Here is a 22,994-nt window from a genome sequence, read left to right on the forward strand (position 1 = left end):
TGAGGCCGCACAGGGGGCCGTCAGCGGACGGCGTAGCGGGTGGTGTCGCCTTCGCCGGCCGACGTCAGCAGGGCGCGGAGGTCACCGCCGACCGCGGCGAGGCGGTGCTCGATCGCCTCCCAGGAGTCGGGGTCTATGGCCATCAGGGCGGCGATGGCGATCGGTCCCTTACCGCGTTCGAGAGCGGTGAGGACGTCGCGGAGCTCTGCCGCGGCCATCAGGGAGATGCGGGGGACGGTCGTCCGGCATTCGCACATGGTCTTCTCCTTGTCGGTCATTTGCCGAGGTCGCGGACCGCGCCGCTCAGGGCGGTCATGATCTGGTCGATGGAGCCGGCCGCCCCGGTCCGGGAGAGGTAGAAGCCGAAGAGGACGGCCACTGCGGCGGCACCGATGCCGACAGCCTTGAAGCGGATCAGCAGGGCCAGGAGCACGCCGAAGAGCGCGAGAGCGGAGATCGTGACGAACACGGTGAGCTCCTTGGAGTCAGCGGGTGCCTTCGCGGTGAACCCGGGAGGCGGCGTTGTAGAGGTGGCGTCCGACACGGACGCGCTTGCCGTGGCCGTGGCAGCGTCGGCAGTCGCGTCCGCGGGTGATCCGGCCGCGGCGGTTCTTCCTGATCTGGAAGCCGAAGCCGCCGCACTTCCGGCAGTTGCCGAGGGGGCTGACGGCGCACAGGGCGGCGTAGCAGATGGTGATGAGGAGGAGAGCGGGTATAGCGGAGAAGAGGGAGCTCACGAGGGGCCTCCTGGGCGCGTTTCCGGGTGTGCGCGGGGAGGGCCGCTAACCGCTAGCGGCCTGGTCAGAGCTGGTGGGGGGTGCTAGCGGGGCCGCTAACGTTAGCGGGGCGTCCTGCTAGCACCGGCGGTCATCCCGCTTCCTGGATCCCGTCACGGTCGGCGACTGCCGCTGCGATGTCGGCACGGGCGATGCCGCGCCGGTTGACGACCTTGCCGTTGAGCCGTCGTCCGATCTGCACGGTGTCGATCCCGAAGGGCTTGAGCGCGGCGGTCAACTGCTCGGCGGCCCAGCCGGCGTAGACGTCGGGCCGCAGTTCCTCCAGGCGGCCCACGACCGTCTCGTTCCATGCCTTCGGCTCGTGCGCCGGAACGACGGCGAGGATGTCGCGGAGCAGATCGAAGGAGGCGGCGGACTCGGCGACGGGGTCCTCGCCGAGGGCGTGACCGGTGAGGGTGCCCGCCGCCTCGCGCAGCTCGTAGGCGCGGACCGCCACCGCGTCGGCCTCGGGAGCGTCGATGTACGCCGCGCCGACGATCCGGGCGTCGGCGCCTTCGCCGACGAAGTAGTGGATGCCCTTGTCACCCCACGCGAACATCGTCGCCCGTACGCCCCGCTTGTACGCGGAGGTGCCCAGCACCATGTCGTTCTCCAACTGCCCCATGACCTTGAGGCACCACCGGTTGGAAGCGTTCGCCGAGATGCCGGTGGGCAGGGACTGCGCGTTGGGCCGCTGGGTGGCGAGGAGGAGGGTGATGGCGAGAGCGGGTCCGCGCTTCGTCAGGTCGGTGCAGATCTCCTCGAGCTCCTTGCCGTGCTTGGGGTGCTCGAACCACACCTGGCACTCGTCCGCGCCGATCACGATCGGGTGCAGGCCCAGGGACTTGTTGCCGGCGAGTTCGCTGGTGACCTTGGACTCGGGGCAGAGGTCCCGCGGCAGGTTCCGGATCACCTTCGCCCGTCGGCGCAGTTCCTCCCGGACGCCTCGGAGCACGGCCAGGGCGTAGTCGATGTCCTCGTCTTCGTCGCCGGGGCGGTAGCTGTGGGCGACGCGCTCCAGCGGGCCGAGGTCTCCGGTCCCCTTGAGGTCGAAGACATGCAGGGCGGCGCGCGGGTCCAGCGCGGCGACGAGCAGGAGCAGCCGGAGGAGGAACGTCTTGCCCATGCGCGGGATGGCGCCGATGATCCCCGAGATGTACATCAGGGTGACGTCGACCCAACGTCCGCGCTGGTCCGTGCCGTACGGGGCTGGCTTGAACAGGTCCACGCTGCCGCTCTTCAGCAGCGGCCACACCGGCTTCTTCGCCTTCGACATGTCCTGATCACCGACCCAGAGCACGAGCCGACCCGTGTGCTCCTCGGGAACAGCCTCGGGCCAGACGCAGCCGAGCGGCCGACGCAGACCCGACGCGAGCCGTTCGCGACGGTCGATCACGTCCGTGACCGTCACGCCGTACGGCAGGTCGCCCTCGGCCCGCCAGCCGGGGCCGTCCCGCGTGATGGGAGTGGTGAAGACGAAGCCGTCCCGGCCCTTGCTCTGGGCCTGGTTGATCGCCGGGATGCCCAGGGCTCCGAGGGCGCGGAGGACGATGTCGCTGGTGAGCTTCTGGGTCTTCGGCATCTCCACTGCCCGCGTGATCACCGGGTCGTCCGCCGGGGTGCCGAGGTACCCGAGAGCCAGCACCAGCGTGCCGAGGGAGACGGCTTGAAGCCAGCCGGGGGCCAGCACGTACAAGGCCAGCGTCGCCCCGAGCCCGATGAACGAGGCCAGGACGGCGACGAGCGTCCGCAGCCGCACCCGGCCGTCCCGCTGCCGGGAGAGCTTCAGGTACTCGCCGACGTCCTCGCGCCGTATGGCGGCCAGGCGGACGGGGTCACCCTCGGAGTCGGTGACCCACCGCATGGTCCCGCCGACGAAGCGGGCGGCGCCACGGGGCGCCTGCAGGGTGAGGCGCGCCGTGTACAGCGGGGAGCGCCACAGGTGGTACGCGGTCACGTGGCTGTAGTGGCCGACGGCCCACGTCGCGGCGGTCTTGAGCTCCGCCCGGTCGCGCATCCACGACGGGACCACCGGCCGGCGCTTGGCGCCGGTGATCCGCGCCATGAAGCCGGGGCCTGCCGTGCCCGGGCCGTCGACCATGACTGCTGCGTCGAGGTCCTGAGCCGTGGCCATCACGCCGCCCCCTTCAGCCAGGTCGGCCATGCCTCGGCCTTCACCCTCCACAGGGCCGTGCTGTTGAGGTGGGCGGCGTACAACGCGTCCTCCGCCGCGACGTCATCCGTCTCGCCCAGCTCCAGGAGCTCCGCGAGCACGCACTCGGCCACCGCCAGGCGGGCCGCGCGCTCCTCGGCGGACTCTCCGGAGACTCCGTGGAAGAGCTCCCTGAAGCTTTCCGGAGTGGTCGACATCCGGGTCTGTAACCCCTTGATGACCTGCTGGTCTTCTGTGTACCAACGCATCGTCTCTCCTGCGCTGTCGGTGGGATGGAGAGCCGGGCGGTGAGCCTCCGTTGACCCGTCGATCACCGCTGCCGGCCCGGGTGGCTCTCAGAGGCGGAAGCGTCGGGGCTGGACGAGGCGGCGCGCGAATCCGTAGAGGTGCGACACGGCCATGTAGCCACCGAGGGCCGTCAATCCGGTGAGAAGCCAGTCCGCGCCCAGCTGCCGGGCGGTGTGGCCACCGAGGTAGGCGAGGAAGAGGGCGAGGACGAAGACGGTCACGGCCACGACGGCCTGCCCGTTCGTCATCGGCTCGGACCTGCGGGCCACCATCTCGACGTCCTTCGACTCGACGAGCCGGATACCGCCGGTGACCTGCAGGGCCACGAGGTTGCCGGTCGGCTGGGCGGCGAAGCCGGACACCGTGCCGAGCGTCTTGCTGCTGCGGTCACGGACCACATCGCCGATCGTGAGCTTGATCGCGCGCTTCAACTGGGTCCCCCCAAGGGATCAGAGGCCGGGAAACCGGATGGCGGTACGGGTCCGCCCCGGGCGGTGCCTCCTCCGGATCCACCGCTGCGGGCGACGGAACCGAAGGTGATCGCTCGTTGCCCTGATTCGCCCGCCCTCAGAACGGTCGCCACAGAGCCGCAACTCATCAAGAGGTCTTGAGGACAACTCCTCTTTATGAGTTGCGATGACTATGGCGGATGCCCGCAGACTCGTCAAGACCTCTTGATGACTCGTATGCTGAGGGCCATTGCACGACGGGACGGGTGAGCACCAGTGGCCAAGGCGTACGAGCGCATCGCGGACGACCTCCGCCAGTCCATCCGCACAGGCGAACTCGCCCCCGGCGACCGGCTGCCGTCCGAGGCGAAACTCGCCGAGCACTACCGCCGGAGCGTCCCGACTGTCCGTGACGCCCTCCGCCTCCTCCAGTCCGAAGGACTGATCGACAAGGAGCACGGACGGGGCAACTTCGTCCGGCGGCCGCGCACCCTGGTGCAGCGCTCGAACCTCCGCCACCAGTGGGAGAAGGACCGGGCCCGCGAACCGGAGGAGAAGCGCGCCGAGACCGGAGCGACCGAGCACGACACCGGCCTGGAGCTCCCGGACCTCGTCTTCCACGCGGCGTACGGCGAGATCCCGGCGGACAAGGACCTCGCGGAAGCGTTCGGCGTCCCTGAGGGGGCGGCACTCCTGGAGCGCACCTATCGCACCCGCTACCGGGCCGAAAGCGCTCCCTTCACTCTGGTGACCTCCTACCTCGTCCGCGACCTGGTAGCGGCGAACCCGGCCCTCCTGGACGCCGCCAACGAGCCATGGCCGGGCGGCACGCAGAACCAGCTGTTCACGGTGGGCATCGAGCTCGGGCGCATAGAGGAACGCGTCACGGCACGCCCCCCGACCGCGGAGGAGGCGGAGGAGCTCGAACTCCCGCCCGGGACCGCCGTCCTGGTCCTCCGGAAGACGTCGTTCGACGTCGATGACCGCCCCGTGGAGATCTCCGACGTCGTCCTGCCCGGCGACCGCACGGAAATGCTCTTCACCACTCCCCTGGAAAGGTGGTGACCGCCGTGCGCCGGCTCGTCATCATTACGGCCGTCCACGAGCCCGCCGCTCCGTACCTGGCGGACGCCTACAAGTCGCTGTGCGCACAGGAGCTCCCGGACGGCTGGGAGTGGCACTGGGTGATCCAGGAGGACGGCAAGGGCGACGCGGTGGCCCCGCACATACCGGACGACCCTCGGGTGACCTTCAAGCAGGGTCGTCCGGGCGGTCCCGGCGTCGCCCGGACCATGGCGCTGGCGCACGCGGAGGGCGAGTACGTCAAGATCCTCGACGCGGACGACCAGTTGACGCCGGGCGCGCTCGCCCGCGACCTGGCCGTACTCGAAGGCGACCCCACCCTCGGGTGGACGACGTCCCGCGTCCTGGACCTCCTGCCCGACGGTTCGACGTTCGGCTTCGACCAGGACCCCGACGAGGGCCCGATCGAGCGCGGAGCGGTGCTGGAGCACTGGCAGGCACACAGCTACCGGGCCCAGGTCCACCCGGCGACCCTGTTCATGCGCCGGGATCTCCTGCTCGCCCTGGGCGGGTGGATGGCTCTGCCGGCGTCCGAGGACACCGGCCTCTTGCTCGCCCTCAACAGCGTCGCCCGCGGCTACTTCACGCGCGAGGTCGGCCTGCTCTACCGCAAGTGGCCCGGACAGGCGACGAGCCAGGCGAGCCACACCGACGCCGACGAGCGCGACGCCCGCATGGCCGTCATCGCAGCCCGCGCCCGGGCTCTGTCGTACTCCAACTGGCGCTACCCGACTACCGGCTGACCGGTACCTCGTACACGATCTCGCCGAACGACACGGGGACGACGATGTCGGCGGTTTCCACCGGCCGCCCGTCGTCGCCGTAGTACGTCCGCCGGACGCGGGTGACGAGGGACCCTCGCTGCACGCCGAGGAGGTTCGCCTCCTCGGCGGTGGCCTGCCCCGCCTCCACCGCTTCCTCGGCGTGGCTGACGGTGACCCCGATCTCGGCCATGCGGGCGACCACGCCCTTGCCCGCCAGCGGCCCGCCCTCGGGCAGCACGACGATCGTGCCACCGGTGAGGCTGTAGGGCTCCCAACTGGTCATGAGCTGAGCGGGCCGGCCGTCGACCATGAACTCGTAGGTGGTGCGCACGCACAACTCGGCGCCGTCGATCCCCAAGCGGGCCGCGATGTGAGCGGGCACCGGTAGCTTCGCCTCGCTCTGGCTTTCCCAGGTGACCCGTGGGCCGAGCCCGAACGCGTCGCCGGACTGTCCGCCCCGCCAGCCCGAGCGCAGTAGACGCGCCCGCTCCCGCGGCTTCGCCACGTAGGTGCCCGAACCCGCGCGCCCCTCCAGGACGCCCTGCGAGATCAGGAGCTCCTGCGCCCGGCGGACGACGTTCTCACCGACGCCGCATTCCTGGGCAATCTGGGCCCGGGAAGGAAGACGCGCCCCGGGAGTCCACTCCTGATCCGCGATGCGCTGCCGAAGCACGTCGGCGATGCGGAGGTAAGGCGGCTGCTCACGCATGTTGGAAATCTAGTCCACTAGCTCTAATCTAGTTAACCAGCCTTACGCCATGTAGTTGTGCCGTAACGGAGGACCGCCTTGTGCCCTCACCCGAAGCTCGTGCCGAAGCGCTCGCCCACCGCTTCGCCGAGGCCGGCTTCGCGCCTCGCCGGAAGGACCGCGGGACCCACATCCACATTAGGGTGAAGGTCCCGGACTCGACATCCCGATCGCGCGCGGCCTGGCAGGAGCTCTTGGCCCTCCTCGAACTGGGCGACCGGTTCGGTCTCGCCCGCGGTCGACGCGGCTTCGTCGCATGGGTCGCCGTTCTCAAGGACCCCCGCCCTCATCAACCCCGCCGCGGCGCCGAGCGCCGCCAGGGGCCGCCGCCATCAGCCACAAGGAGCTGAAGCGTGCTCAACCGCATTCGCGTTGCCGCCGCACAGGCAGGGCAACGGCTCTTACCGTCCGCCAACGCATCTGGAACCGCCCTGCCGTACCCGAGGAGGCAGGCCGAACCCATGGCGAACACGCCCATGGGGTACTTGCCGCAGGGCTGGGACGGCGATGCCGCCGTCTCCGTCCCCTGCACGCGGCAGGTCGTCCTCGCGCGCCCCTTCCTGCCCTGCACGCAGGGGTGCGCTCAGCCCTCGCTCAAACGCTACCCGGGCACCTTGCTGGTCAGCCGGTGCGACAACGCGCCGGAGGCCTACCGATGACTCGCGAACGCCAATCAGCCACGCACTACCGCTCATTCGCCTGCCACCTCGGGGCCCACCGCGACTGCACGGAGTCGCGACCGCCGAGCCGGCGGCTTGCCTCCGGTGTCCGATACGAGACCTGCCACTGCGACTGCCACCGAGCCCCGAGCCCCGGCAGGACCGACGAGGAGCAGGGAGGGGCCGGGTGAACACCGTCTACACCCTCATCGAGGTGACCGCGTCCACGGTGAGGCGGGGCGACCTCATAGAAATCGGCACCCAGCAGTTCAAGGTCCAGAGCACCTTCGACATGCCCGGTGCCGGCAAGCGTGTCTACTTCAGCACCGGCGAGAGCTTCGTGTTCCGCAGGGGAACCCGCGTGTTCGCGATGCGCGCCGCCATGAGGAGGTGGTGAAGTTGGCCCTTCGACACCAGGAAATCGCGGACGACCTGCGTCGCAAGATCACGGCTGGCGAATACGCACTCGGGAAACGCCTGCCGTCGGAAGCCGCTCTCTCCGAAGCCTACGAGGCCGGCCGGCCCACCCTCAGGGACGCACTGGATGTTCTCCGGGCGGAGGGGCTGCTGGCCAAGCGGCACGGAAGCGGAAACTACGTGACCCGCCCGCAGCCACCCGTCCGGTACTTCCCCACCGCGTATCCGGGAGAGTCGGACGCGGTCGCGCGGAGCCCGCTCCGGACCAGCGTGAGCGCCATGTCCGTGAGGGCCGGTCACGAATTCGCGCTTCTCATGGGCGTCTCCCCCAATGCCTGGCTGGTCAAGTACACCTACGCGAACCACGAGGGCGTGACTCCTCACAGCCTTGTGCACGTCCACGTGCCGCAAACCGTCGCGGAAAGGGACCTCCGAGAAATCCGCATGGTCCACTCCCCGTGGGGCGAGGACGTCAGGAACCTCCTGGCCAAGGCCGGGGTGCGGTTGACGGTCACCGAGGAACGGCTGACAGCCCGATTGGCCACCGCGGAAGAGGCTCAGCTCTTGCAGATCACCACCAGGACGCCGGTGATGGCCATCGAGCGTGTCGCGACGGACGCCAAGGGCCGCGTGGTGGAAGTGACCCGCTTGGTCCTCCGCGGCGAGCGCACCGCGGTCGTGGTCACGATGCCCACGGCGAACCGGGGAGGGGAGGTGCCCGGTGAGGGAAGCACTGACTGAAGCCGGCTTGCCGAGAAGCCTCGGCACTCGGCCGCAGCTTCGTCTCCTCCCCTGGGCCGGGTGCGGCGAGAAGCCGTTCTACTTGAGTCCGGCTGCCGGTGGCTTCCTTTCCAGGCTGGCAGACGTCGTGGAGGAGGAGCAACTGACCTTGGCGAGCGACCTCCTCGACCAGGTCGAGGAGTTGGCCAACCGGGACGACGGTGGTCCGGACGACATACGCCTTCTCGTGAGTCCGCTGTGCGACGCCTTGCGGGATGTCCTCCGCGTGGCGGTGAGTCGGGGTGCGCGCCTTGCCGAGGATGCCGACGGGGAGCGGCGCGGACTGCCCGCTTCGCGGGGCGACGAGGGCCTCTGGGAACTGGCATCCAGCTCGTCATCACCGATCCGGTATTCCGGAGCTTGTGTCGAGTGCGGAGAGGAACAAGCCGCCGGCGAGCCGACCGCGAGGAGGGCCTACTCCTGGTTCGCGCGTCACGCGGAGACCACCGGAGACCGCGTCTTCAAGGTACTGGCCTCGCAATCCTTCACCGTAGGAAGGTCCGATCCGCCAAGTAATCCGTAGCCACGGACGAAGCGGGCCGGCTCCAATTGGAGCCGGCCCGCTTCGTCGTACGGAATCCAGCCGTGTCCCACAGCGACGGCTGCCTCTCGGCCCTTGTCGACAAGATCACGACACTCGTACGGTCGTGTGCATGGCTTCCACCGCTGCACGCCGCCCCCCGTCCGAGACGACCCTGTTCCCACCGCCGTGGAGGCCGCTGTTAACGGCGGCCCGCTGGTACGTGCGATACGGCCCGGGCATCGCGCTCAAGCGCGCCCTGCTGCATGAATGGCTCGACGTCGGGCTCCGGCAAAACCCCCACCGCCCCATGACGGTCAGAACCCGGCAGGGCGCCCGAATCCGGGTGCGCACGACCGAGGACCTGATCATGCGGTCGCTCTACACATCCGGGTGCTGGGAACCCAACGTCTCCGCATTCATCGCTGCCCGCCTCAGGCCGGGCGACGGCTTCCTCGATATCGGCGCGAACCTCGGGTACTACACCGTGCTGGCATCCCAGCTCGTGGGGCCGCGAGGAGTCGTGGTGGCTGTCGAGCCGGCGCCCGCAATGCATGCGGAGTTGCTGGCGAACACCGCCCTGAACCGCTGCAGGAACGTACGCACTGTCCGCGCCGCCATCACCGACTCCCCCGGTGAGGTCTCCCTCTACATCCCGCACACGGGCAACCTCGGTGCCACCACCACGCTCAAGCCGGATCACCATGTGAAACAGCTGTCTGTGCCAGGCCTCCCCCTGGCCGACGCGATCTCTACTGTGGAGTTGGAGCAGGCCCGGGTCATCAAGGTGGACGTGGAAGGCGCCGAGGGCACGGTGCTCGACAGCCTCGCCCCGCTCCTGAACCACCTGCGGCCGGACGCTGAGATCGTCGTCGAGATCAGCCCGGAGCGCCTGGCAGTCGGCCAACGATCGGTCGAAAGCCTCCTGGCCCCGTTCTTCGATCACGGCATGCACCCGTACAGGCTCGTGAACTCCTACATGCCCGAGGACTACCCGGTGATGCTGCGCCGGCCGACGGCGCCTGTCCGAATCCGTGGCCCGATCACGGCGCAGACGGACGTCGTACTGTCCTGCGTCGACGCCGAATCCCTCTCCGTGTGAGTGCCATGGTCCGCCGGAAGGGCGCTCCGGTCCTTCACCCTGACGCACAAGCGAGCGGACCGACCACAGGTTAAGGATCCGTATAAGCGCACGGATCTGCACCCGACCGCAACAGCGGATCTCAGTACGGTCAAGTGCGGTGTACACACACCCCACACAGGAAAGCCTGTTGCGGAGGCTGCGTGTTGGGAGAGAGGGAGGAAGACATGACGATATCCGGCAGACCACCGGACTTGGAGGTCCACGCTGACGATCTCGGCAGGATCGGCCACGAGGCTTTCGTTCTGCAAGAACGTCTTCGAAAAGCCGGAGACGTGAGCCGCGGCTCAGAAGGCGGCGGCGCGACGTCCTCCGCAGCCGGCGAGCTGAAGCGACACAATTTCTCCATGGGGGAGGCTCTGACAACCACGCTCCACAAATGGGAGTCACAGCTGAGCAGCTTACGGCAGGCGTGCGGCGTCATATCCGACCATCTCGACTTCTCGGCCAGCTCACGCGCTGAAGAAGACGCCAAGCTTGCCAAGTCATTCGGCGGCCAACCGGCGACAGCTTCCGACATCCTGAAGTACTTCAAGTAGGTGTTTCCATGGGAAAGCTGACCTATGCAGATGTGACCGGAGTCGGGCTGAGCAGCCTGAATCGGGCGGTGTCGGACTGGAAGGAAATCACTACTCAGCTGAGCGAGGTAGCCAAGGACGCACGCGATGGAATGTTGAGGGAAGCCGATCGAGCCCGCTGGGCCGGCGTGAACTCCGACGTCACGAGAGAAGTGATACGAAAGACGGCCAAGGAGTTCGAGGACGCACACGCCGAAGCAACGAGTATCCGCAATTGCCTGGAACAGGCACATACGGACCTCTTGGCTGTGCGCGCAAGCATCCTCGACGCGGTGGAAGCTGCCAAGAGAACCGTCGTGGTAGTAGACAACCGCGACGGTACGGTCAGGTGCGAGTTCGCCATATGCGCCGCAGGCGACGAACAGCCCGGGCAGGCGGAGCAGAACGGCAAGCAACGGCTGGAAGACTTCATCAACGAACTCCTTTCTCAGGCTCGGGACATCGACGATGGAGTGGCGCAAGCACTAGGAAAGAGTCACGGCAACGAGTCTCACAACTTCGGTCACGCAAAATACGAGTCGCTCGACGACGTAAGGGAAGAACAGAAGGACCGCCGGGTGTCTCTTGACATCGACGACGCTCCTAAGCAGTTCGGTGGCGGTACTCTGAAGCCTGCGGCAGAGTTCTTCAGCTACCGGTCATGGATGAACAGCTTTGAAACTGGAATGCACGGCGAGTTCGGAAAGTCGTGGGAATATTTCTTGGGGGGTACGCCGTCCTATTCCGGCGGCCTGGTGAGCAAGGGGCTGGAGAAGAACATAGGCGGCGGGGGAAGGCACCGCAAACCTTCAGCGGTCAACCGCCTGGGGCGAGTGGGAACCAAAATTTTTGGTGCACCCGTAGCTCTCGTGGCAACAGGAATCGACTTCTTCTACACGCCGCCGGGAGGCAACGAGAAAAAGGAGGGCAGCCGGGTCGTCGCACCGAGGGAGCCCGGACGAGTGGAGTACAAACCATGATTGGTGGACGAGGAAATCGCCCTCGCCGAAAGCCTGGGAACCTGCCGTCCCACACACTCGTCCTCGGGATTCTCGCTGCCGTCGGCGGGATAGCCGGATCAGTCCGTGCCGTCGGCCGGGGCGAAGAGGTACTCGTCGTTCTGGCGTTGTTGGGCGTCGGCGTCCTTGGCGTTGCTCTCGCGGTCGCCTACGTCATGGACTACGCAAAACGGTGACGCCCCCGGGGAGGGCACGGCGGACAGACTCATGCAAGACCCACAGCCCACCCGCCCGTCCAGCCGGAAGTCTAGGTCTCCGGTTCCTTGATGGCTGGAACAGCCGGGGGTGTCACAGCAGTCACGCCGTCACGCTTCCTACAGGGGGCTATGACCGGCGGCCACCCCCGGCGTGTTCCAGCCATTTGGCAGGCTCCGATCCACTTCCTCTCCGTCTCCTGCGATTCTCAAAGTCGTCAAGACGACTTGTTGGGGGCCGGCCGGGTGGGGAACAGCGAGCAGCTAGTGACGATCGCCGCCGTGCTCCTGGGCGCGGTGACCACCCATCTGGCCAACCACAGGATGGAGAAACAACGGCACCGCCAGGCACTCCAGACCCGTTGGGACGCCAAGAAGCTGGACGCCTACGCGCACTACATCGACCACATGCGGTCCTGCATCTTCCTCGCCGTCCAGCTCTACCACCATCGCGAAGGGATACTCCCGAGCGACAAGCCCGAGCCGGAGCTCAGAGCAGAGATGTCCGAGGCCGGCCGCCTCCGCGGCCGCGCCTTCGAGCGCATCATGCTCCTGGGCGGCGACGACGTCGTCGAAGCAGCCCACGAACTCAACGCCCTCGCCCTCAAAATCGACTGGCAGGCCACAGGCGAGACCACCGGCACCCTGGACGACTGGCGCGAACGCCACCGCGCCACATTCAGAGCCATCAACGAGTTCCACGAAGCAGCCCGCCAAGACCTCGGCGTCCAAGGCCGCGTCACGGGCGACAGCCACCCGGAGAGAGACCTCCTCCTGCCGCCAGCTCGCAGCGAGGACTAACGCCCCTGCGGACTTACATCAACCGGGCGCGAACGAAAGAGTCGTGAGGTGCCAGAACCTATAGAGCCTCAGGCTAATCCGTCACTATCCAGGTAGACGCGGGCAGCCTCAATCCACGTTGCAAGTCTGCGCTGCACTTCTGTGCCTGCCTCATGAAATGCGTTCTGCCGGTTGTCTGGGGCGAGTCCTTGCCTTGCATCATTGATCAGCGAGGATGCACCATCACCAACAACCCCGCAGCTCGCCAGGGTCGTCAGCGCACGAGCTGCGGCCTCAGCTAGGACTGCGTTGCGGGCACCTGCAGTCCTGATCGGATAGCTGCCAGCCGTCGCTTGAGCTCGCGCTGCTGTACTTAGATCGTGAAGGGCATCCCATGCATCCAGGACGTCATCCAAATCGATTCCCGCCAGCCCTTGTTCGTTCTCCACTGCGCGCAAGATATGGATCGCCCGTTCTACCAGTGCGGCCTCGTTAGCGCGCAGTTGGAGGGAAATGATCCCTTCATAGACACGCCCGGCCAACTCCGCCACCGGCACGGGACCTTCCAACTCAACCACTGCACATGAGAACTGAATTGCTCGCCCGGCAGCCATACAAGCACTTTTCAACCCGTCGAAGTCTTCATGTGGCTCAGCCCTATTAACCAAGTCAGCAGCAGCCGTCATGGCTTCATGCACCTTCGATGCGAACGTCGCCCACGCCTCACGTCGCAAGGTATGTCGCCACTGACGGTACTCAGCTCGGGCTTGATCGCGGGTCGCGTCAAGGGCGGCACGATAGGTGGCTTCTGCTTGTGCTATCCCCGCCTCGGCAGCGGCTCGCGCCTGTGCCTGGCCTGCTTCAGCTCCAAGTTCAGCCGCCCGTACCGCAGCTTGGGTCTGCGCGCGCCCAACCAGAACAGCAGCGGGAATGCCGATGAAGGCGACGAGAGCAGACGCGACGGCACCTACTCCTTGGAGATCTATAACTGCTGACACCTCCCAGACCCACTGGGTAGCAACCGTCTCTACGGGTTCAAGGCGACTCGCTCCGCTCGTCGCGCGCGGCCCGGCTCCCCCGGGCCGCCGTTCCTGTCTCCGCCCCGCTCCGGCCCGGGTCCGCACGCTCAGCAGCCCACCGGAACGTAAGAGCGAGCAGCGTGGCTGATCTGACGGACTGGAGGCATACACGTGCCTACTTGTTCGTCCGCCCCGCCGTCGTAGCTGACTTTCTGTAGCTCAGGCCCGACTGGAATATTCAATGAATGAGCCGTCCGCCCAAAATTTGCACCACAACACCCCTTACACCCGCCGGCGAACCTCTTCTAGACTACTTCCTGTCGACCTTGCTGTGGTTGATCGAGTTGCTGTTCACGCAGGCGCTGCTCAGCACGCATCCTCTCTACCGTAGTAGCGAATACCTCAAGATTGACCCGCTCCTCAACTTCAGCATAAGGCGCGATACCCAACTCAAGCGCGGTCGCATGCTGTTCCATACTGTCAGCGGTCTGCTGCAGATTGAATGCACGCTCACGAGGCTTAAAGTATCCGGTAGCAGCCGTAACAACGCTCACTGTAAAGCCGAGGGCAATCAGCGCCCCCTTTCCAGGCTGGGGCGGGTCGTACCAGGCCGTGACCCCAGAGACACCGGCCGAGCAAAAGAACAACATCCACTGCATAAAGAGATGCACGCGTCGATAGTGTCGCGATTCCTTGCGCAGCCTGGCTATCTCGACAGGAATCCTCTCTTTATACGAGGCTTGCCTCTCCAGAGTCGGAGGAGTCAGACGTCTCGCCTCAAGAATTCTCCGCTCCTCCGCCAACTCGAGATCAAGCTTAAGTTTCTTCAGCGGAGTCCCTGAATCTTCCCATATCCCCCCTTCGGAAAATTCAAGAAAAAATTGCGCCAGGGTCGCAAGAACCAAAAACGCCAGGACCCCCGCAAACGTCCCATTGATCACAGATGGCGTATCACCGTGGAGCCAAAAAAGAATCTTTACACCCGACCAGGCGAGAGCCACGAGAAGCACCGCGACGGGAGTCCCGTAAATCCCGAAGACTTGCAAAGTCCTGTTTCTGATACGTTGCTGTAGATCCGCCACATCCTCCCTGTACCTGATCAGGGCGTCAGTGGTTGACGCATTCTGCGGTCCGAGCATCGAATATGCGTTCCCCTCAATCGCACCCTCAGGAAGGTCGGCACTTTCACGCCTCAGGTGGAGCGCGCGCCTTCCGTTGGCTGAACATCATGTCGCATATAAGTGATCGAAGGGGCTTATTAGGCCTACTGCTGGCATCACTACTCCCGCCTACAGGTCGCGCCCGGCAACCCACTCCTGAAGGCCGCCCCTTCATGACCAGCCGTCGCTACCTCCCTCTGCCGACGCGGCAGCCCGGGAGTGTTCTCGCAGGCGTTCGGGCCCTACAGGCCAGACACAGGGCCACGCCGCCTCGCGCACACCCCCACCGCCACGACCGACTGCCATGCGGCTAGGTGCAGACCAAGCCATCCGAGCCTCCATGCCGTATCGATAGACGAGTTGTAGCCGGGCGCAGCAGAGCACGCAGGGCTACAGGCCCGATGATTTGACATCCACCGCTGACATCAACGGCCCTACACGACACCGGGCCCAAGCGCACTGCGCCGACCATCCCTCTCCCATCGAGGTCCCCGTCTCCGCCCCCTGATCGAACTCCTAAAGCGGGTGTCGGCAGTTCGAATCTGCCCGGGGGCACACCAGGTCAGCCCCCCTCTTCAGTTCGAACAGAGGGGGGCTGACCGCTGTCAGAGTCCACGTAGAGTCCACATCCCCACAGCAGCCGTGCGCATCCTCACCCTTGAGGGGAACTGCTGCGCGCACCGGTATCGGCAATAGCGCGCGCGGAGGAGGCAGGCGTGGATCCCTACATACACCTGCCACACCCCTCCGCCATCCTGTGAGACCCCGGCAGGGAGGCCGGCCTCACAGGCGCGGCCCCCTGCCGAAGACGTCGGCGGGGGCCCTACCGCGTCCAAACGTAGACCGCCCCGTGCCCGAAGGCGCGGGGCGGGACGCCAGCGAATCAGGTTCGCGGCGTCTTGCGGTAGGGAGCGGGCAGACGCACCAGTACCCGGATTTCACCGCTGGGAAGCTGCTCCTCTACCCGTTCGGGTACCCGGAGCGACGGTTCGGCGGCTCACCCTCACGCGCAACCAGCGGCACGATCCCCTTCACCACGACACACGCATGGTGGGCGTATACCCAGGGCGACGACTTGGTCCCCGTAGACCTCATCCACGAGCACTCCATTCCGCACCGTCTTCTTGCACACGCAGCACCTCTGCACGAGGGTCATCCCGTCACCCCCGCCCCTGGCTGCTCCTGGAGCCGGGAGAGCAGACGCCAGACCGCGACGCGGTCGGCGAGGCCGCTGGGTAGGTCGGGCAGTTCGGACACCCAGTACGACCCAGGCGGGTGGCTCCGCCCAGGGTGGGGCACGCCCAGCACATCGCCGCGCTGAAGGCAGATGGCACCGGCCATCTGCTCCGCCCACGTGCTGTCGGGGGGAAGGAGGATGTAGTACCAGCGCAAGTTGCGGGCGACGATCACGCCCTCGCGGATGCCGGATTCCGCGAAGAGCAGCCCGAGATTGCCCGGGGTCGGGACACCGGCGAGGCGGTTGATCAGGGAGCCGGGGATGCGGAGGACGTCGAAAGCGTGGCCGGCCTCGACGAGAGCGAGGGCGCCGTTGGCCCACCGCTCGTGGATCAGCTTCGGGTCTGGCTCCTCCGCCAGCAGCCACTTGGCCGCGGGGTGGTGCACCGTGGAGCGCGTGTCGGGGCGCATGTGGGGACCTCCCTTCACCGTTCGGTGGTCGTGCAGAGCAGCGCGCGGAGCCGGGCCGGGGGGCACAGGGCGAGCTCCCCGTCCGGGGCGGGCAGGAGCCAGTAGGCGCCGGGGGGCTCTCGGCGAGTGGGAACGGGGGTGGTGACGTAGTCGCGGCCGAGGCATTGAGTGTGGGGGAAGTCCCAGAAGTCGGAGGTGCCCGGCGGAACGAGCGTGGTGTACCGGTCGTGGCGGCGCGAGACGATCACGGCGCCGGTGATCCCGGCGGCCCGGAAGTGCGCTTCGACGGCGTCGCGTTCACGGCTCGCGGCCCGGTGCTCGATGAGCGAGGCGACGATGTGGACGGCGTCGAAGTGGGCGCCGGAGCGCAGGGTGGCCGGCAGGCCCTTGGCCCATGCCTCCCGGGCGACACGGGGGTGCACCTCCCGGGAGACGAGCCAGGCGGCGGCGCCGGTGGAAAGCCAGGGATCCAGACGTGTCAGGGGGCTCATGAAGGTGGCCTTCTCTACGGGGTGCACCGGGCCGGTGCGCCTGTGCGGCTGGTCAGGGAGCAGGGGACAGGTGGGGCAGTAAAGATCGGCAGGGCCTGGGCGAGGGCAGCGCCGAGGGCAACCGGGTCGGTCAGGCAGCCGGAGCCGTTCGGCAGTTCCAGCCAGCCGCGCCCGCGCAGCGGCTCGTCGGCCGGTGGGCAGTGCAGGGTCCAGCCGGGCGGCAGGACGGTCACGTCCGGGTGCCCGTCGAGCGCCGCGGCCTGGCCAGGCGGCACCAGCCACCAGACGCGCTCCTCCTCCGGGTGGACCAGGACCGGCCCGAGGAGCCCGGCTCGGCGCAGAGCGAGCATGGCGTCAACGGCCCCGACGATGTCGTGCGTCTCCACCACCGACCACGCGGTCGTGCAGATCGCCGCGAGCTCTCCGGAAGCCCAGCGCGCGCGAGCCGCCTCCGGGGACGGGGTGTGGTCGGCGAGCCAGTCAGTGCCGACGGCGGTCATCTGGCCACCGGTTCGTGGCAGGTGCAGGCACAGGCCAGCAGATCCGGGCGGCGCACAGTGCTCTCGCCGGAGATCCGGCGGATGCTCGTGGTCCCGGGGCACGAGCGGTGGCGGCCGATCCGGCACTGCGCCGTGGTGTGCGGGGCAGGGCGGCGAATCACGGGCACTGCGCTCCCACCTCCTGACGCAGAAGGGGCGTCCCGTGAGCCGCAGCGGCCCTGCCTGCCGTCACCGGCACGAAGTGTGTGGGGGAATTGGTGTCGGACTTGGCCATGCGAAGACCGTAGGAGCGGTATACCAAGAGTGGCCCACACGAAGTGTGTGGGTCATCAACCTCTTTTCCCGGGGCACCCGATGGAGAGCATCCAGTTCGGCCGCAGGGTCCGGTACTGGCGCACCCGGCGTGGCATGGAGCAGCAGACGCTCGCGACGCTGATGGGCCGGTCGCTGCGGTGGGTCGAGGAGTTGGAGGGAGGCCGGCGCCAGGCCGATCCGAACTTGTCGGTGGTGCGGCAGGTGGCGCTGCGTCTGGGGATCACGGTGGACCGGCTGCTGGCGGATCCCGCCGTTCTGTGTCCCACCGAGCCGGAGGTTGAGGCCGTGCGGGCCGCACTGCACCGGCACGACGTGCTGACAGGCTGGAGCCAGGACGCGAGTGCCGAGCCGGTTCCGGTCGAGATGCTGCGGCGCATCCTGGAGCACGCCCGCGCCGGTTTCCAGGCCGGGCACTTCGCTCAGCTCGGAGTGCAGATCCCGGCGCTGCTGGTGGATGCGACCAGCGCTGCCGACCGCCACCGCGGTGCGGAGCGGCTCAAGGCGTGCGCGTTGCTGTCGCTGAGCCTGGAGCTTGCCGAAGCCGCCGCCGTCAAATGGGGTGACAGCGAGCTGGCGGTCCTCGCGGGCCACCGCGCTGTCGCGGCCGCCGAGCGTAGCGAGGACCCGGTCATCATGGCGTCCGCCGCCCGCCACCTGGCCGATGCGATGACACACCACGGCCAGGCGGCTGCCGCGGTCACCTTCGCCACCGCGGCGGCCCGTAGGCTCCAGGACGACCTGCTGCGGCGTGACGCGGACGGGCTGTCGGTGCTGGGCATGCTGTGGCTCAAGGCCGCGATGGCGCAGGCCGCCGCGGTCGAGGCAGACGACGACCAGCCGGACGTTCTCGCCCGGCGCGTACCGGACCTCCTCGACCAGGCCGACGAACACGCCGTCCGTCTTGGCGCCGACGGCAACGCCCTGTGGACCGCGTTCGGCCCGACCAACTGCCACTTGTACCGCGTCGCTGCGCACGTCTACCTGTCCGAGGGAGCTGACGCCCTTGCGGTCGCCGCCAGCATCCCCGGGCACGCCGTTGGTGCTCTGCCTCGCGAGCGTCGTGCGCATCTGCTGACCGACCGCGCCCGTGCTGAGACGCAGACGGGGCAGCGCGAGGCGGCAGTGGAGACCCTGCTGGAAGCGGAGCGCTCTGCGCCCGAAGAGGTGCTGTGCCGACCTCGAAGTCGCCAACTCATTGAGGACCTGCGGCTGCTGGGGGCCGGCCGGGCCGAGGGGCGGTTGCACGCCCTGGCGAACCGTTGTGGACTGCCCCGGTGACCACACGAACCCTGTACCTGATCGCGTGCGCGGCACCACCTGCGCAACGTCTTGAAATCCCCATCCATGCTGCCCAACAGGCCGGTTGGGACGTCTGTACCATCCTGACACCGTCCGCGTACCGGTGGGCGAGCGAGGACGCCGAGGGCGAGGTCAAGGCCCTCGAAGCCCTCACCGGACATCCTGTCCGCCACCAGTACAAACTCCCCAGCCAGGACGACGTGCTCCCCGCGCCGGACGCGCTTCTCGTCGCTCCGCTCACCGCGAACACGCTGAACAAGTGGGCCGCGGGTATCAGCGACACCCTCGCCCTCGGCTTGATGACCGAGGGGATCGGTCTCGGTCTGCCGATCGTCACGTTGCCGCACTGGAACTCCGCCCAAGGTGCGCACCCCGCCATTGGCCGCAGCGTGCAGGCACTGCGTGACGCCGGCGTCACCGTCTTGATCGGAGACGGCGGGTTCATCCCGCACCCGCCCCGCAAGGGCAACCTCGACACCTACCCCTGGCGCGCCGCCGTCGAGGCTCTTCCCTTCTGACCCCGCAGGCTCGTGGACGCAGGCGAGACGTCGAAAGCCTCGCCCGCGCCACCGGTGCCGTCAGGCGTGTCTCGGACCCCCAGACTCGCACACGCGCACGATTTGCTGCCTGATCTTCCCCGGCTCCGCACGGCCGAGAAGCCCCAGGCCACTTGGTCGCTCATCGGCGGGCGGACGTGCACCTACACCACGCTCCGGGGCGACATGACGGTCACCTGGACCATGCGGCCGGTGCAGTTCCTCCCGCTGGTCCACCGCGCGAACTCCCGTCGGCCCGCCTGCTCGAAGCGCTTCCCGGCCTATCCGTTCCGCCCCTTGCTGACATCGCCACCCCAGCCCCACTGAGTAACAACCTTCTCTACGGGTTCAAGGCGGCTCGCTCCGCTCGCCGCGCGCGGCCCGGCTCCCCCCGGGCCGCCGCTCCTGTCTCCGCCCCGCTCCGGCCCGCTCCGGCCCGGGTCCGCCCGCCCGCGCGGCTGAAGCGAGTCGCCACCTTCCCTCAGAACGGATGCCTCCGGCGGGGGCGCTCCGACTCCGGGATGGCGGAAGGCCGGCGGGCGGATGCGGGTCGCATGGGGTTGAGGAGGGAGCTGCCATCCCGCCTGCCGTCGCCCCAGGCAAAGCCGAGCAGCCTTGGCCCGGGGCGTCCAGGTCGTTCGTCCAGCCGGGCGCTCCACCTGGACGCCCCGGGCCAAGCCCGCTCCACATGCGTGTGGGACGACGACAGACGGGATGGCAGCGAAAGCGGTGCGACGAAGTGGCGCACCGGCGCCGCCTCCTCCACTTCTCTCCAGGCTCTTATCGAAAAGACCCGCCAGACCCTGGGAATTTCTGGAACGCTGACTCCCGAGAGTGGGGAGAACGTTCTATGCCTGATGTGCCGCACGCCTCCACGAGGCTCTGGAAGTCATTGGAAAATTTCCACCCCGAGGTTTACATCCAGCACGTGGATTTCAAGGAAGGCTCTCCCTATGAAGGGCAGAGCGTGACCCTTTCCCCGATCACCCTGATATCCGGCGCTCACGGTACGGGCAAAACCACATTCTTGTCCCTAGTGGCAGAGAGCCTGCGTGCCGGTGCTCGATATTACGACATACCTCCGATAATTCGCCCCGCACGTCACGCCGAACCTTTCCTGGGCGGGAAATGCTCGCTCCGAGTGCAATACAACGGGCAAGAAGTTCAGATCGAGGCAGACTTGAGCGTCAAGCCAGAGGCGTCAGAGAATAAGACAGACAAAGAACTCGACCTACACCCAATAATCCAAGGCGCCTACGAGATCTCGTCAGACATCCAGATGTTCTTCCAGGACGTGCGCCCAAAGTTCCTTAAGAAAGACCAAACCGGAGACCCTTGGAAGCAAAAAAAGCGGGACTTGAACGCACTTCGCGAGATTCTGGGATTCCCGTACGATGAGGCCACATACTACCCCCTTGACGTAGACGGATCTGGCGTCGAGTTTCCGTACGTCCGAGCCAGGCGAGGAGACGAGTGGACCGACTCGTTCCAAATGGGCTACGGAGAGCTGACCGTTCACAAGCTTCGATGGGACATCGTAAATTCCCCTTCAAACTCCGTGCTGCTTCTGGACGAGCCCGAAGCCAATATAGCCCCGAGAGGACGAGCCGCCCTCATTGACGAGATCGCCACACTCGCCCGGATTTCGAGTCGGCAAGTAGTGGTAGCTACACATTCAGCAGAGTTCCTGAACCGTGCCCCTCTTTCTGCGATTCGCATGTGCGTCCGCGCAGGCAGTTCACGGGCCATACTCTCGCCGTCGCGCACTGCGGATCTCCGCGATTCGCTGGGGGTAGACCATCCACTACGATTCTTCCTCGTCGTAGAGGATGAGGTAGCCGAGGTCGCTCTGAACCTCGCCCTCACCGCGAAACAATTCACCCTTCTTAGCGAAACAGAAGTAATCAAAGCCGGTTCATGGACCGATGTCATAGTGACGCACAACTCCCTGTCATCCTCTAGTCGTGTAAGGTCGGTCGCCGTAATAGACGGCGATCAGCGGGATAGCATACCGCCCACCAAACAGAGGGAGGGAATCTTGTTTCTTCCCGGCACCGAGCCTCCCGAAAAGGTATTTATCCAGTTCGCCGCACGCCATCCGGAAGAGTTCGCAAACAGACTCAACTGCTCAATTCAGTCCATCAGTGTCTATATCGCAGAAATGCTGGGAATTGACCACCATGGATGGCTCACGCTTCTCGCCAAGCGCACCGGGCACGATTGGCGGCATTGCCTACGGTCCGCTTTTGAAATCTGGCACTCTTGTCCCGAGCATGAGCTTCAAGTCAATTCCCTAGTTGAGGCAATCATGGAGTCCCTCCAGCGCGGGGTCGGAGCAAATACAGCACACTCCAGTTGACATCCACGTCTGACATCAACGCCAGCGCACAGTGACAGCTCAGCCTGCCTCCATACACCTTCTGCGAAGGCCAGTCGCCGCTTCAGGAGCACCGGCACGCACATCGAACTCCTAAAGCGGGTGTCGGCAGTTCGAATCTGTCCGGGGGCACACGGTGAAGGGCCGGTTCAGGGGATTGCCCCTGGACCGGCCCTTCTGCGTGATCACGGCAGCCGTCTCCCGCGCGGAGTCACGCCGGGGTCGTCGCGCCGGCGAATTCCTCGTGGAGGAAGCGGGCGAGGGCGGTGAGTTGGGGGGTGGTGTGGTCGGTGCGCCAGATGAGGGCCATTTGGGAGGGGTCGGGGAGGGCGTCGACCGCGAGGTAGCGGACGTCGCTGCGGGTGATGCGTTCGGCGAGGGGGCGGCAGACGAGCATGGTGTGGTCGCCGGTGGCCACGAGGGCGAGGCCCTCCTGGATGGTGGCGATCTCCCTGGTGGAGCGGATGGGGGCTCCCGCGGGGGTGGAGTGGGGGACGCGGGCGGCCATCCAGTAGGCGGGGGCGTCTCCGGTGGGGCGGAGGATGTCCAGGGTGGCCAGGTCCTCGGCGTGCAGGCGGCCGGCGGTGGCGAGGGGGTGGGAGGAGGCGACGGCGAGGAGGCGGTCCTGGGGCGGGAAGCGGAAGCCTACGGTCAGGGCGGCTTCCCTGACCGGGAGTTCGACGACTGCGGCATCGAGCCGGCCTTCGAGGAGGGCCGAGAAGGGCGAGCCCCAGGGGATCTCGCTCAGGGCCATCGTGACGTCGTGGTGGGCGCGGAGCCGGCGGAAGGCTTCGGTGACTTCCTCGTAGACGCTGCCGTGGAAGCCGATGCGCAGCTCGCGCAGGGCGCCGCGGCCGGCGCGTTCGCGGGCCTGGGTGACCACCGTGGTCAGCGCCTCGTAGGCGGGACGGACCTCGGTGACGAACTGCGCGCCGAACCGGGTCAGTTCCACACGCCGGCTGGTGCGTTCGACGAGGCGCACGCCGACGCGGCGTTCGAGGCCCGCGACGAGCTGGCTGACGCGGCTCTGGGAGTAGCCCAGGCGGGTGGCCGTCCGGCCGAAGTGCAGCTCATCGGCCAGGGCGAGCAGGCACTCGAGCTCTTGGACGTTGACCTGGGTCATGGCGTCCTCTCCGGGGGTCCTTCCGGGCGTCCCCTCCGAAATCCTATCGATCAGCCTAGCTGATCGATCCTTGAGAACATCGCCGTTGTTCATGGTCAGGCGCGCTGTTTGGCTGGCGGCATGGGTTCCTCCGCATCAACCAGAGTCACCGCGCCACGGCAGTGGGTGGCGGTCGCCGT

Annotated in this window: 29 protein-coding genes; 15 read left to right on the forward strand and 14 right to left on the reverse strand. The window is 67.1% G+C overall.

Features of this window, described 5'->3' with window-relative positions; all coding sequences use genetic code 11:
• Positions 1-20: 20 nt before the first annotated feature.
• From HN013_RS16030 to HN013_RS16055, 6 genes are all read right to left on the reverse strand, one after another.
• Positions 21-278, reverse strand: coding sequence for a hypothetical protein (locus HN013_RS16030; RefSeq protein WP_171166818.1), 258 nt, complete (start codon positions 276-278; stop codon positions 21-23).
• Entirely contained in the window at positions 275-469 is a 195-nt protein-coding gene (locus tag HN013_RS16035; protein WP_171166819.1) for a hypothetical protein, read from the reverse strand. Before HN013_RS16035 ends, HN013_RS16030 begins: the two co-directional genes overlap by 4 nt.
• A gap of 16 nt (positions 470-485) precedes the next feature.
• The gene (locus tag HN013_RS16040) at positions 486-737 is read right to left on the reverse strand and encodes a hypothetical protein (RefSeq protein WP_171166820.1); all 252 of its coding nucleotides are present in this window, start codon (positions 735-737) and stop codon (positions 486-488) included.
• Between the two features lie 130 nt (positions 738-867).
• On the reverse strand, positions 868-2,940 hold the full coding sequence (locus tag HN013_RS16045; protein WP_398979860.1) for a cell division protein FtsK: 2,073 nt from the start codon (positions 2,938-2,940) through the stop codon (positions 868-870).
• Complete coding sequence (locus tag HN013_RS16050; RefSeq protein ID WP_171166821.1) at positions 2,910-3,197, reverse strand: hypothetical protein; 288 nt, start codon at positions 3,195-3,197, stop codon at positions 2,910-2,912. Before HN013_RS16050 ends, HN013_RS16045 begins: the two co-directional genes overlap by 31 nt.
• A gap of 87 nt (positions 3,198-3,284) precedes the next feature.
• Positions 3,285-3,668: a hypothetical protein gene (locus HN013_RS16055; protein ID WP_171166822.1), complete on the reverse strand. Its 384-nt coding sequence runs from the start codon at positions 3,666-3,668 to the stop codon at positions 3,285-3,287.
• A gap of 294 nt (positions 3,669-3,962) precedes the next feature.
• Between HN013_RS16055 and HN013_RS16060 the strand changes: the two genes are divergently transcribed.
• Positions 3,963-4,751, forward strand: coding sequence for a GntR family transcriptional regulator (locus HN013_RS16060; RefSeq protein WP_171166823.1), 789 nt, complete (start codon positions 3,963-3,965; stop codon positions 4,749-4,751).
• Positions 4,745-5,512: a glycosyltransferase family 2 protein gene (locus HN013_RS16065; protein ID WP_171166824.1), complete on the forward strand. Its 768-nt coding sequence runs from the start codon at positions 4,745-4,747 to the stop codon at positions 5,510-5,512. Before HN013_RS16060 ends, HN013_RS16065 begins: the two co-directional genes overlap by 7 nt.
• Here HN013_RS16065 and HN013_RS16070 read toward each other — a convergent pair.
• The gene (locus HN013_RS16070) at positions 5,502-6,242 is read right to left on the reverse strand and encodes a GntR family transcriptional regulator (protein ID WP_171166825.1); all 741 of its coding nucleotides are present in this window, start codon (positions 6,240-6,242) and stop codon (positions 5,502-5,504) included. The two genes, HN013_RS16065 and HN013_RS16070, sit on opposite strands and share 11 nt — an antisense overlap.
• A gap of 500 nt (positions 6,243-6,742) precedes the next feature.
• Here HN013_RS16070 and HN013_RS16075 point away from each other — a divergent pair, with 500 nt between their 5' ends.
• The 7 genes from HN013_RS16075 to HN013_RS16105 all read left to right on the forward strand — a co-directional run bounded on the left by HN013_RS16075 (position 6,743) and on the right by HN013_RS16105 (position 11,335).
• Positions 6,743-6,940 (forward strand): hypothetical protein, encoded by a 198-nt coding sequence (locus tag HN013_RS16075; RefSeq protein ID WP_171166826.1) that lies wholly within the window; start codon positions 6,743-6,745, stop codon positions 6,938-6,940.
• A gap of 187 nt (positions 6,941-7,127) precedes the next feature.
• Complete coding sequence (locus HN013_RS16080) at positions 7,128-7,337, forward strand: hypothetical protein (protein WP_171166827.1); 210 nt, start codon at positions 7,128-7,130, stop codon at positions 7,335-7,337.
• Positions 7,331-8,098 carry a GntR family transcriptional regulator gene (locus HN013_RS16085; protein WP_212764398.1) on the forward strand — a complete coding sequence of 256 codons (768 nt, stop codon included), beginning with the start codon at positions 7,331-7,333 and terminating at the stop codon, positions 8,096-8,098. The genes HN013_RS16080 and HN013_RS16085 overlap by 7 nt, the downstream gene beginning before the upstream one ends.
• Positions 8,079-8,660, forward strand: coding sequence for a hypothetical protein (locus tag HN013_RS32380; protein WP_212764399.1), 582 nt, complete (start codon positions 8,079-8,081; stop codon positions 8,658-8,660). Before HN013_RS16085 ends, HN013_RS32380 begins: the two co-directional genes overlap by 20 nt.
• Positions 8,661-8,790: 130 nt before the next feature.
• Entirely contained in the window at positions 8,791-9,759 is a 969-nt protein-coding gene (locus tag HN013_RS16095) for an FkbM family methyltransferase (RefSeq protein ID WP_171166829.1), read from the forward strand.
• A gap of 206 nt (positions 9,760-9,965) precedes the next feature.
• The gene (locus HN013_RS16100) at positions 9,966-10,337 is read left to right on the forward strand and encodes a hypothetical protein (protein WP_171166830.1); all 372 of its coding nucleotides are present in this window, start codon (positions 9,966-9,968) and stop codon (positions 10,335-10,337) included.
• Positions 10,338-10,345: 8 nt separating this feature from the next.
• Entirely contained in the window at positions 10,346-11,335 is a 990-nt protein-coding gene (locus HN013_RS16105; protein WP_171166831.1) for a hypothetical protein, read from the forward strand.
• Positions 11,336-11,433: 98 nt separating this feature from the next.
• Here HN013_RS16105 and HN013_RS16110 read toward each other — a convergent pair whose 3' ends face one another.
• A complete protein-coding gene (locus tag HN013_RS16110) occupies positions 11,434-11,583 on the reverse strand; it encodes a hypothetical protein (protein ID WP_171166832.1) in 150 nt (49 codons plus the stop codon).
• Between the two features lie 252 nt (positions 11,584-11,835).
• On the opposite strand from HN013_RS16110, the gene HN013_RS16115 reads away from it, so the two are divergent.
• Complete coding sequence (locus tag HN013_RS16115) at positions 11,836-12,369, forward strand: hypothetical protein (protein ID WP_312018617.1); 534 nt, start codon at positions 11,836-11,838, stop codon at positions 12,367-12,369.
• 68 nt (positions 12,370-12,437) lie between these two features.
• Here HN013_RS16115 and HN013_RS16120 read toward each other — a convergent pair whose 3' ends face one another.
• Entirely contained in the window at positions 12,438-13,034 is a 597-nt protein-coding gene (locus HN013_RS16120; protein WP_171166833.1) for a hypothetical protein, read from the reverse strand.
• 51 nt (positions 13,035-13,085) lie between these two features.
• Here HN013_RS16120 and HN013_RS16125 point away from each other — a divergent pair, with 51 nt between their 5' ends.
• Positions 13,086-13,343 (forward strand): hypothetical protein, encoded by a 258-nt coding sequence (locus HN013_RS16125; protein WP_171166834.1) that lies wholly within the window; start codon positions 13,086-13,088, stop codon positions 13,341-13,343.
• 329 nt (positions 13,344-13,672) lie between these two features.
• Here HN013_RS16125 and HN013_RS16130 read toward each other — a convergent pair whose 3' ends face one another.
• The 4 genes from HN013_RS16130 to HN013_RS16145 form a co-directional block, all read right to left on the reverse strand.
• On the reverse strand, positions 13,673-14,506 hold the full coding sequence (locus HN013_RS16130; protein WP_171166835.1) for an SLATT domain-containing protein: 834 nt from the start codon (positions 14,504-14,506) through the stop codon (positions 13,673-13,675).
• Positions 14,507-15,679: 1,173 nt separating this feature from the next.
• A complete protein-coding gene (locus HN013_RS16135; protein WP_171166836.1) occupies positions 15,680-16,174 on the reverse strand; it encodes a hypothetical protein in 495 nt (164 codons plus the stop codon).
• 14 nt (positions 16,175-16,188) lie between these two features.
• Positions 16,189-16,665, reverse strand: coding sequence for a hypothetical protein (locus tag HN013_RS16140; protein ID WP_171166837.1), 477 nt, complete (start codon positions 16,663-16,665; stop codon positions 16,189-16,191).
• 14 nt (positions 16,666-16,679) lie between these two features.
• On the reverse strand, positions 16,680-17,165 hold the full coding sequence (locus HN013_RS16145) for a hypothetical protein (RefSeq protein ID WP_171166838.1): 486 nt from the start codon (positions 17,163-17,165) through the stop codon (positions 16,680-16,682).
• Positions 17,166-17,573: 408 nt separating this feature from the next.
• On the opposite strand from HN013_RS16145, the gene HN013_RS16150 reads away from it, so the two are divergent.
• The 4 genes from HN013_RS16150 (at position 17,574) to HN013_RS16165 (ending at position 21,674) form a co-directional block, all read left to right on the forward strand.
• Complete coding sequence (locus tag HN013_RS16150) at positions 17,574-18,758, forward strand: XRE family transcriptional regulator (RefSeq protein ID WP_249375053.1); 1,185 nt, start codon at positions 17,574-17,576, stop codon at positions 18,756-18,758.
• Positions 18,755-19,297, forward strand: a complete 543-nt coding sequence (locus HN013_RS16155) for a flavoprotein (protein ID WP_171166840.1) — start codon at positions 18,755-18,757, stop codon at positions 19,295-19,297. Before HN013_RS16150 ends, HN013_RS16155 begins: the two co-directional genes overlap by 4 nt.
• Before the next feature lie 102 nt (positions 19,298-19,399).
• Positions 19,400-19,642, forward strand: a complete 243-nt coding sequence (locus HN013_RS16160) for a hypothetical protein (protein WP_171166841.1) — start codon at positions 19,400-19,402, stop codon at positions 19,640-19,642.
• A 523-nt stretch (positions 19,643-20,165) separates the two neighbouring features.
• A complete protein-coding gene (locus HN013_RS16165; RefSeq protein WP_171166842.1) occupies positions 20,166-21,674 on the forward strand; it encodes an AAA family ATPase in 1,509 nt (502 codons plus the stop codon).
• 229 nt (positions 21,675-21,903) lie between these two features.
• On the opposite strand, the gene HN013_RS16170 is transcribed toward HN013_RS16165, so the two are convergent.
• A complete protein-coding gene (locus HN013_RS16170; protein WP_171166843.1) occupies positions 21,904-22,815 on the reverse strand; it encodes a LysR family transcriptional regulator in 912 nt (303 codons plus the stop codon).
• Positions 22,816-22,994: the final 179 nt, after the last annotated feature.

Origin of the sequence: Streptomyces sp. I05A-00742 (assembly GCF_013055795.1) — a bacterium.
In the GTDB taxonomy this organism is placed as follows: Bacteria; Actinomycetota; Actinomycetes; order Streptomycetales; family Streptomycetaceae; genus Streptomyces.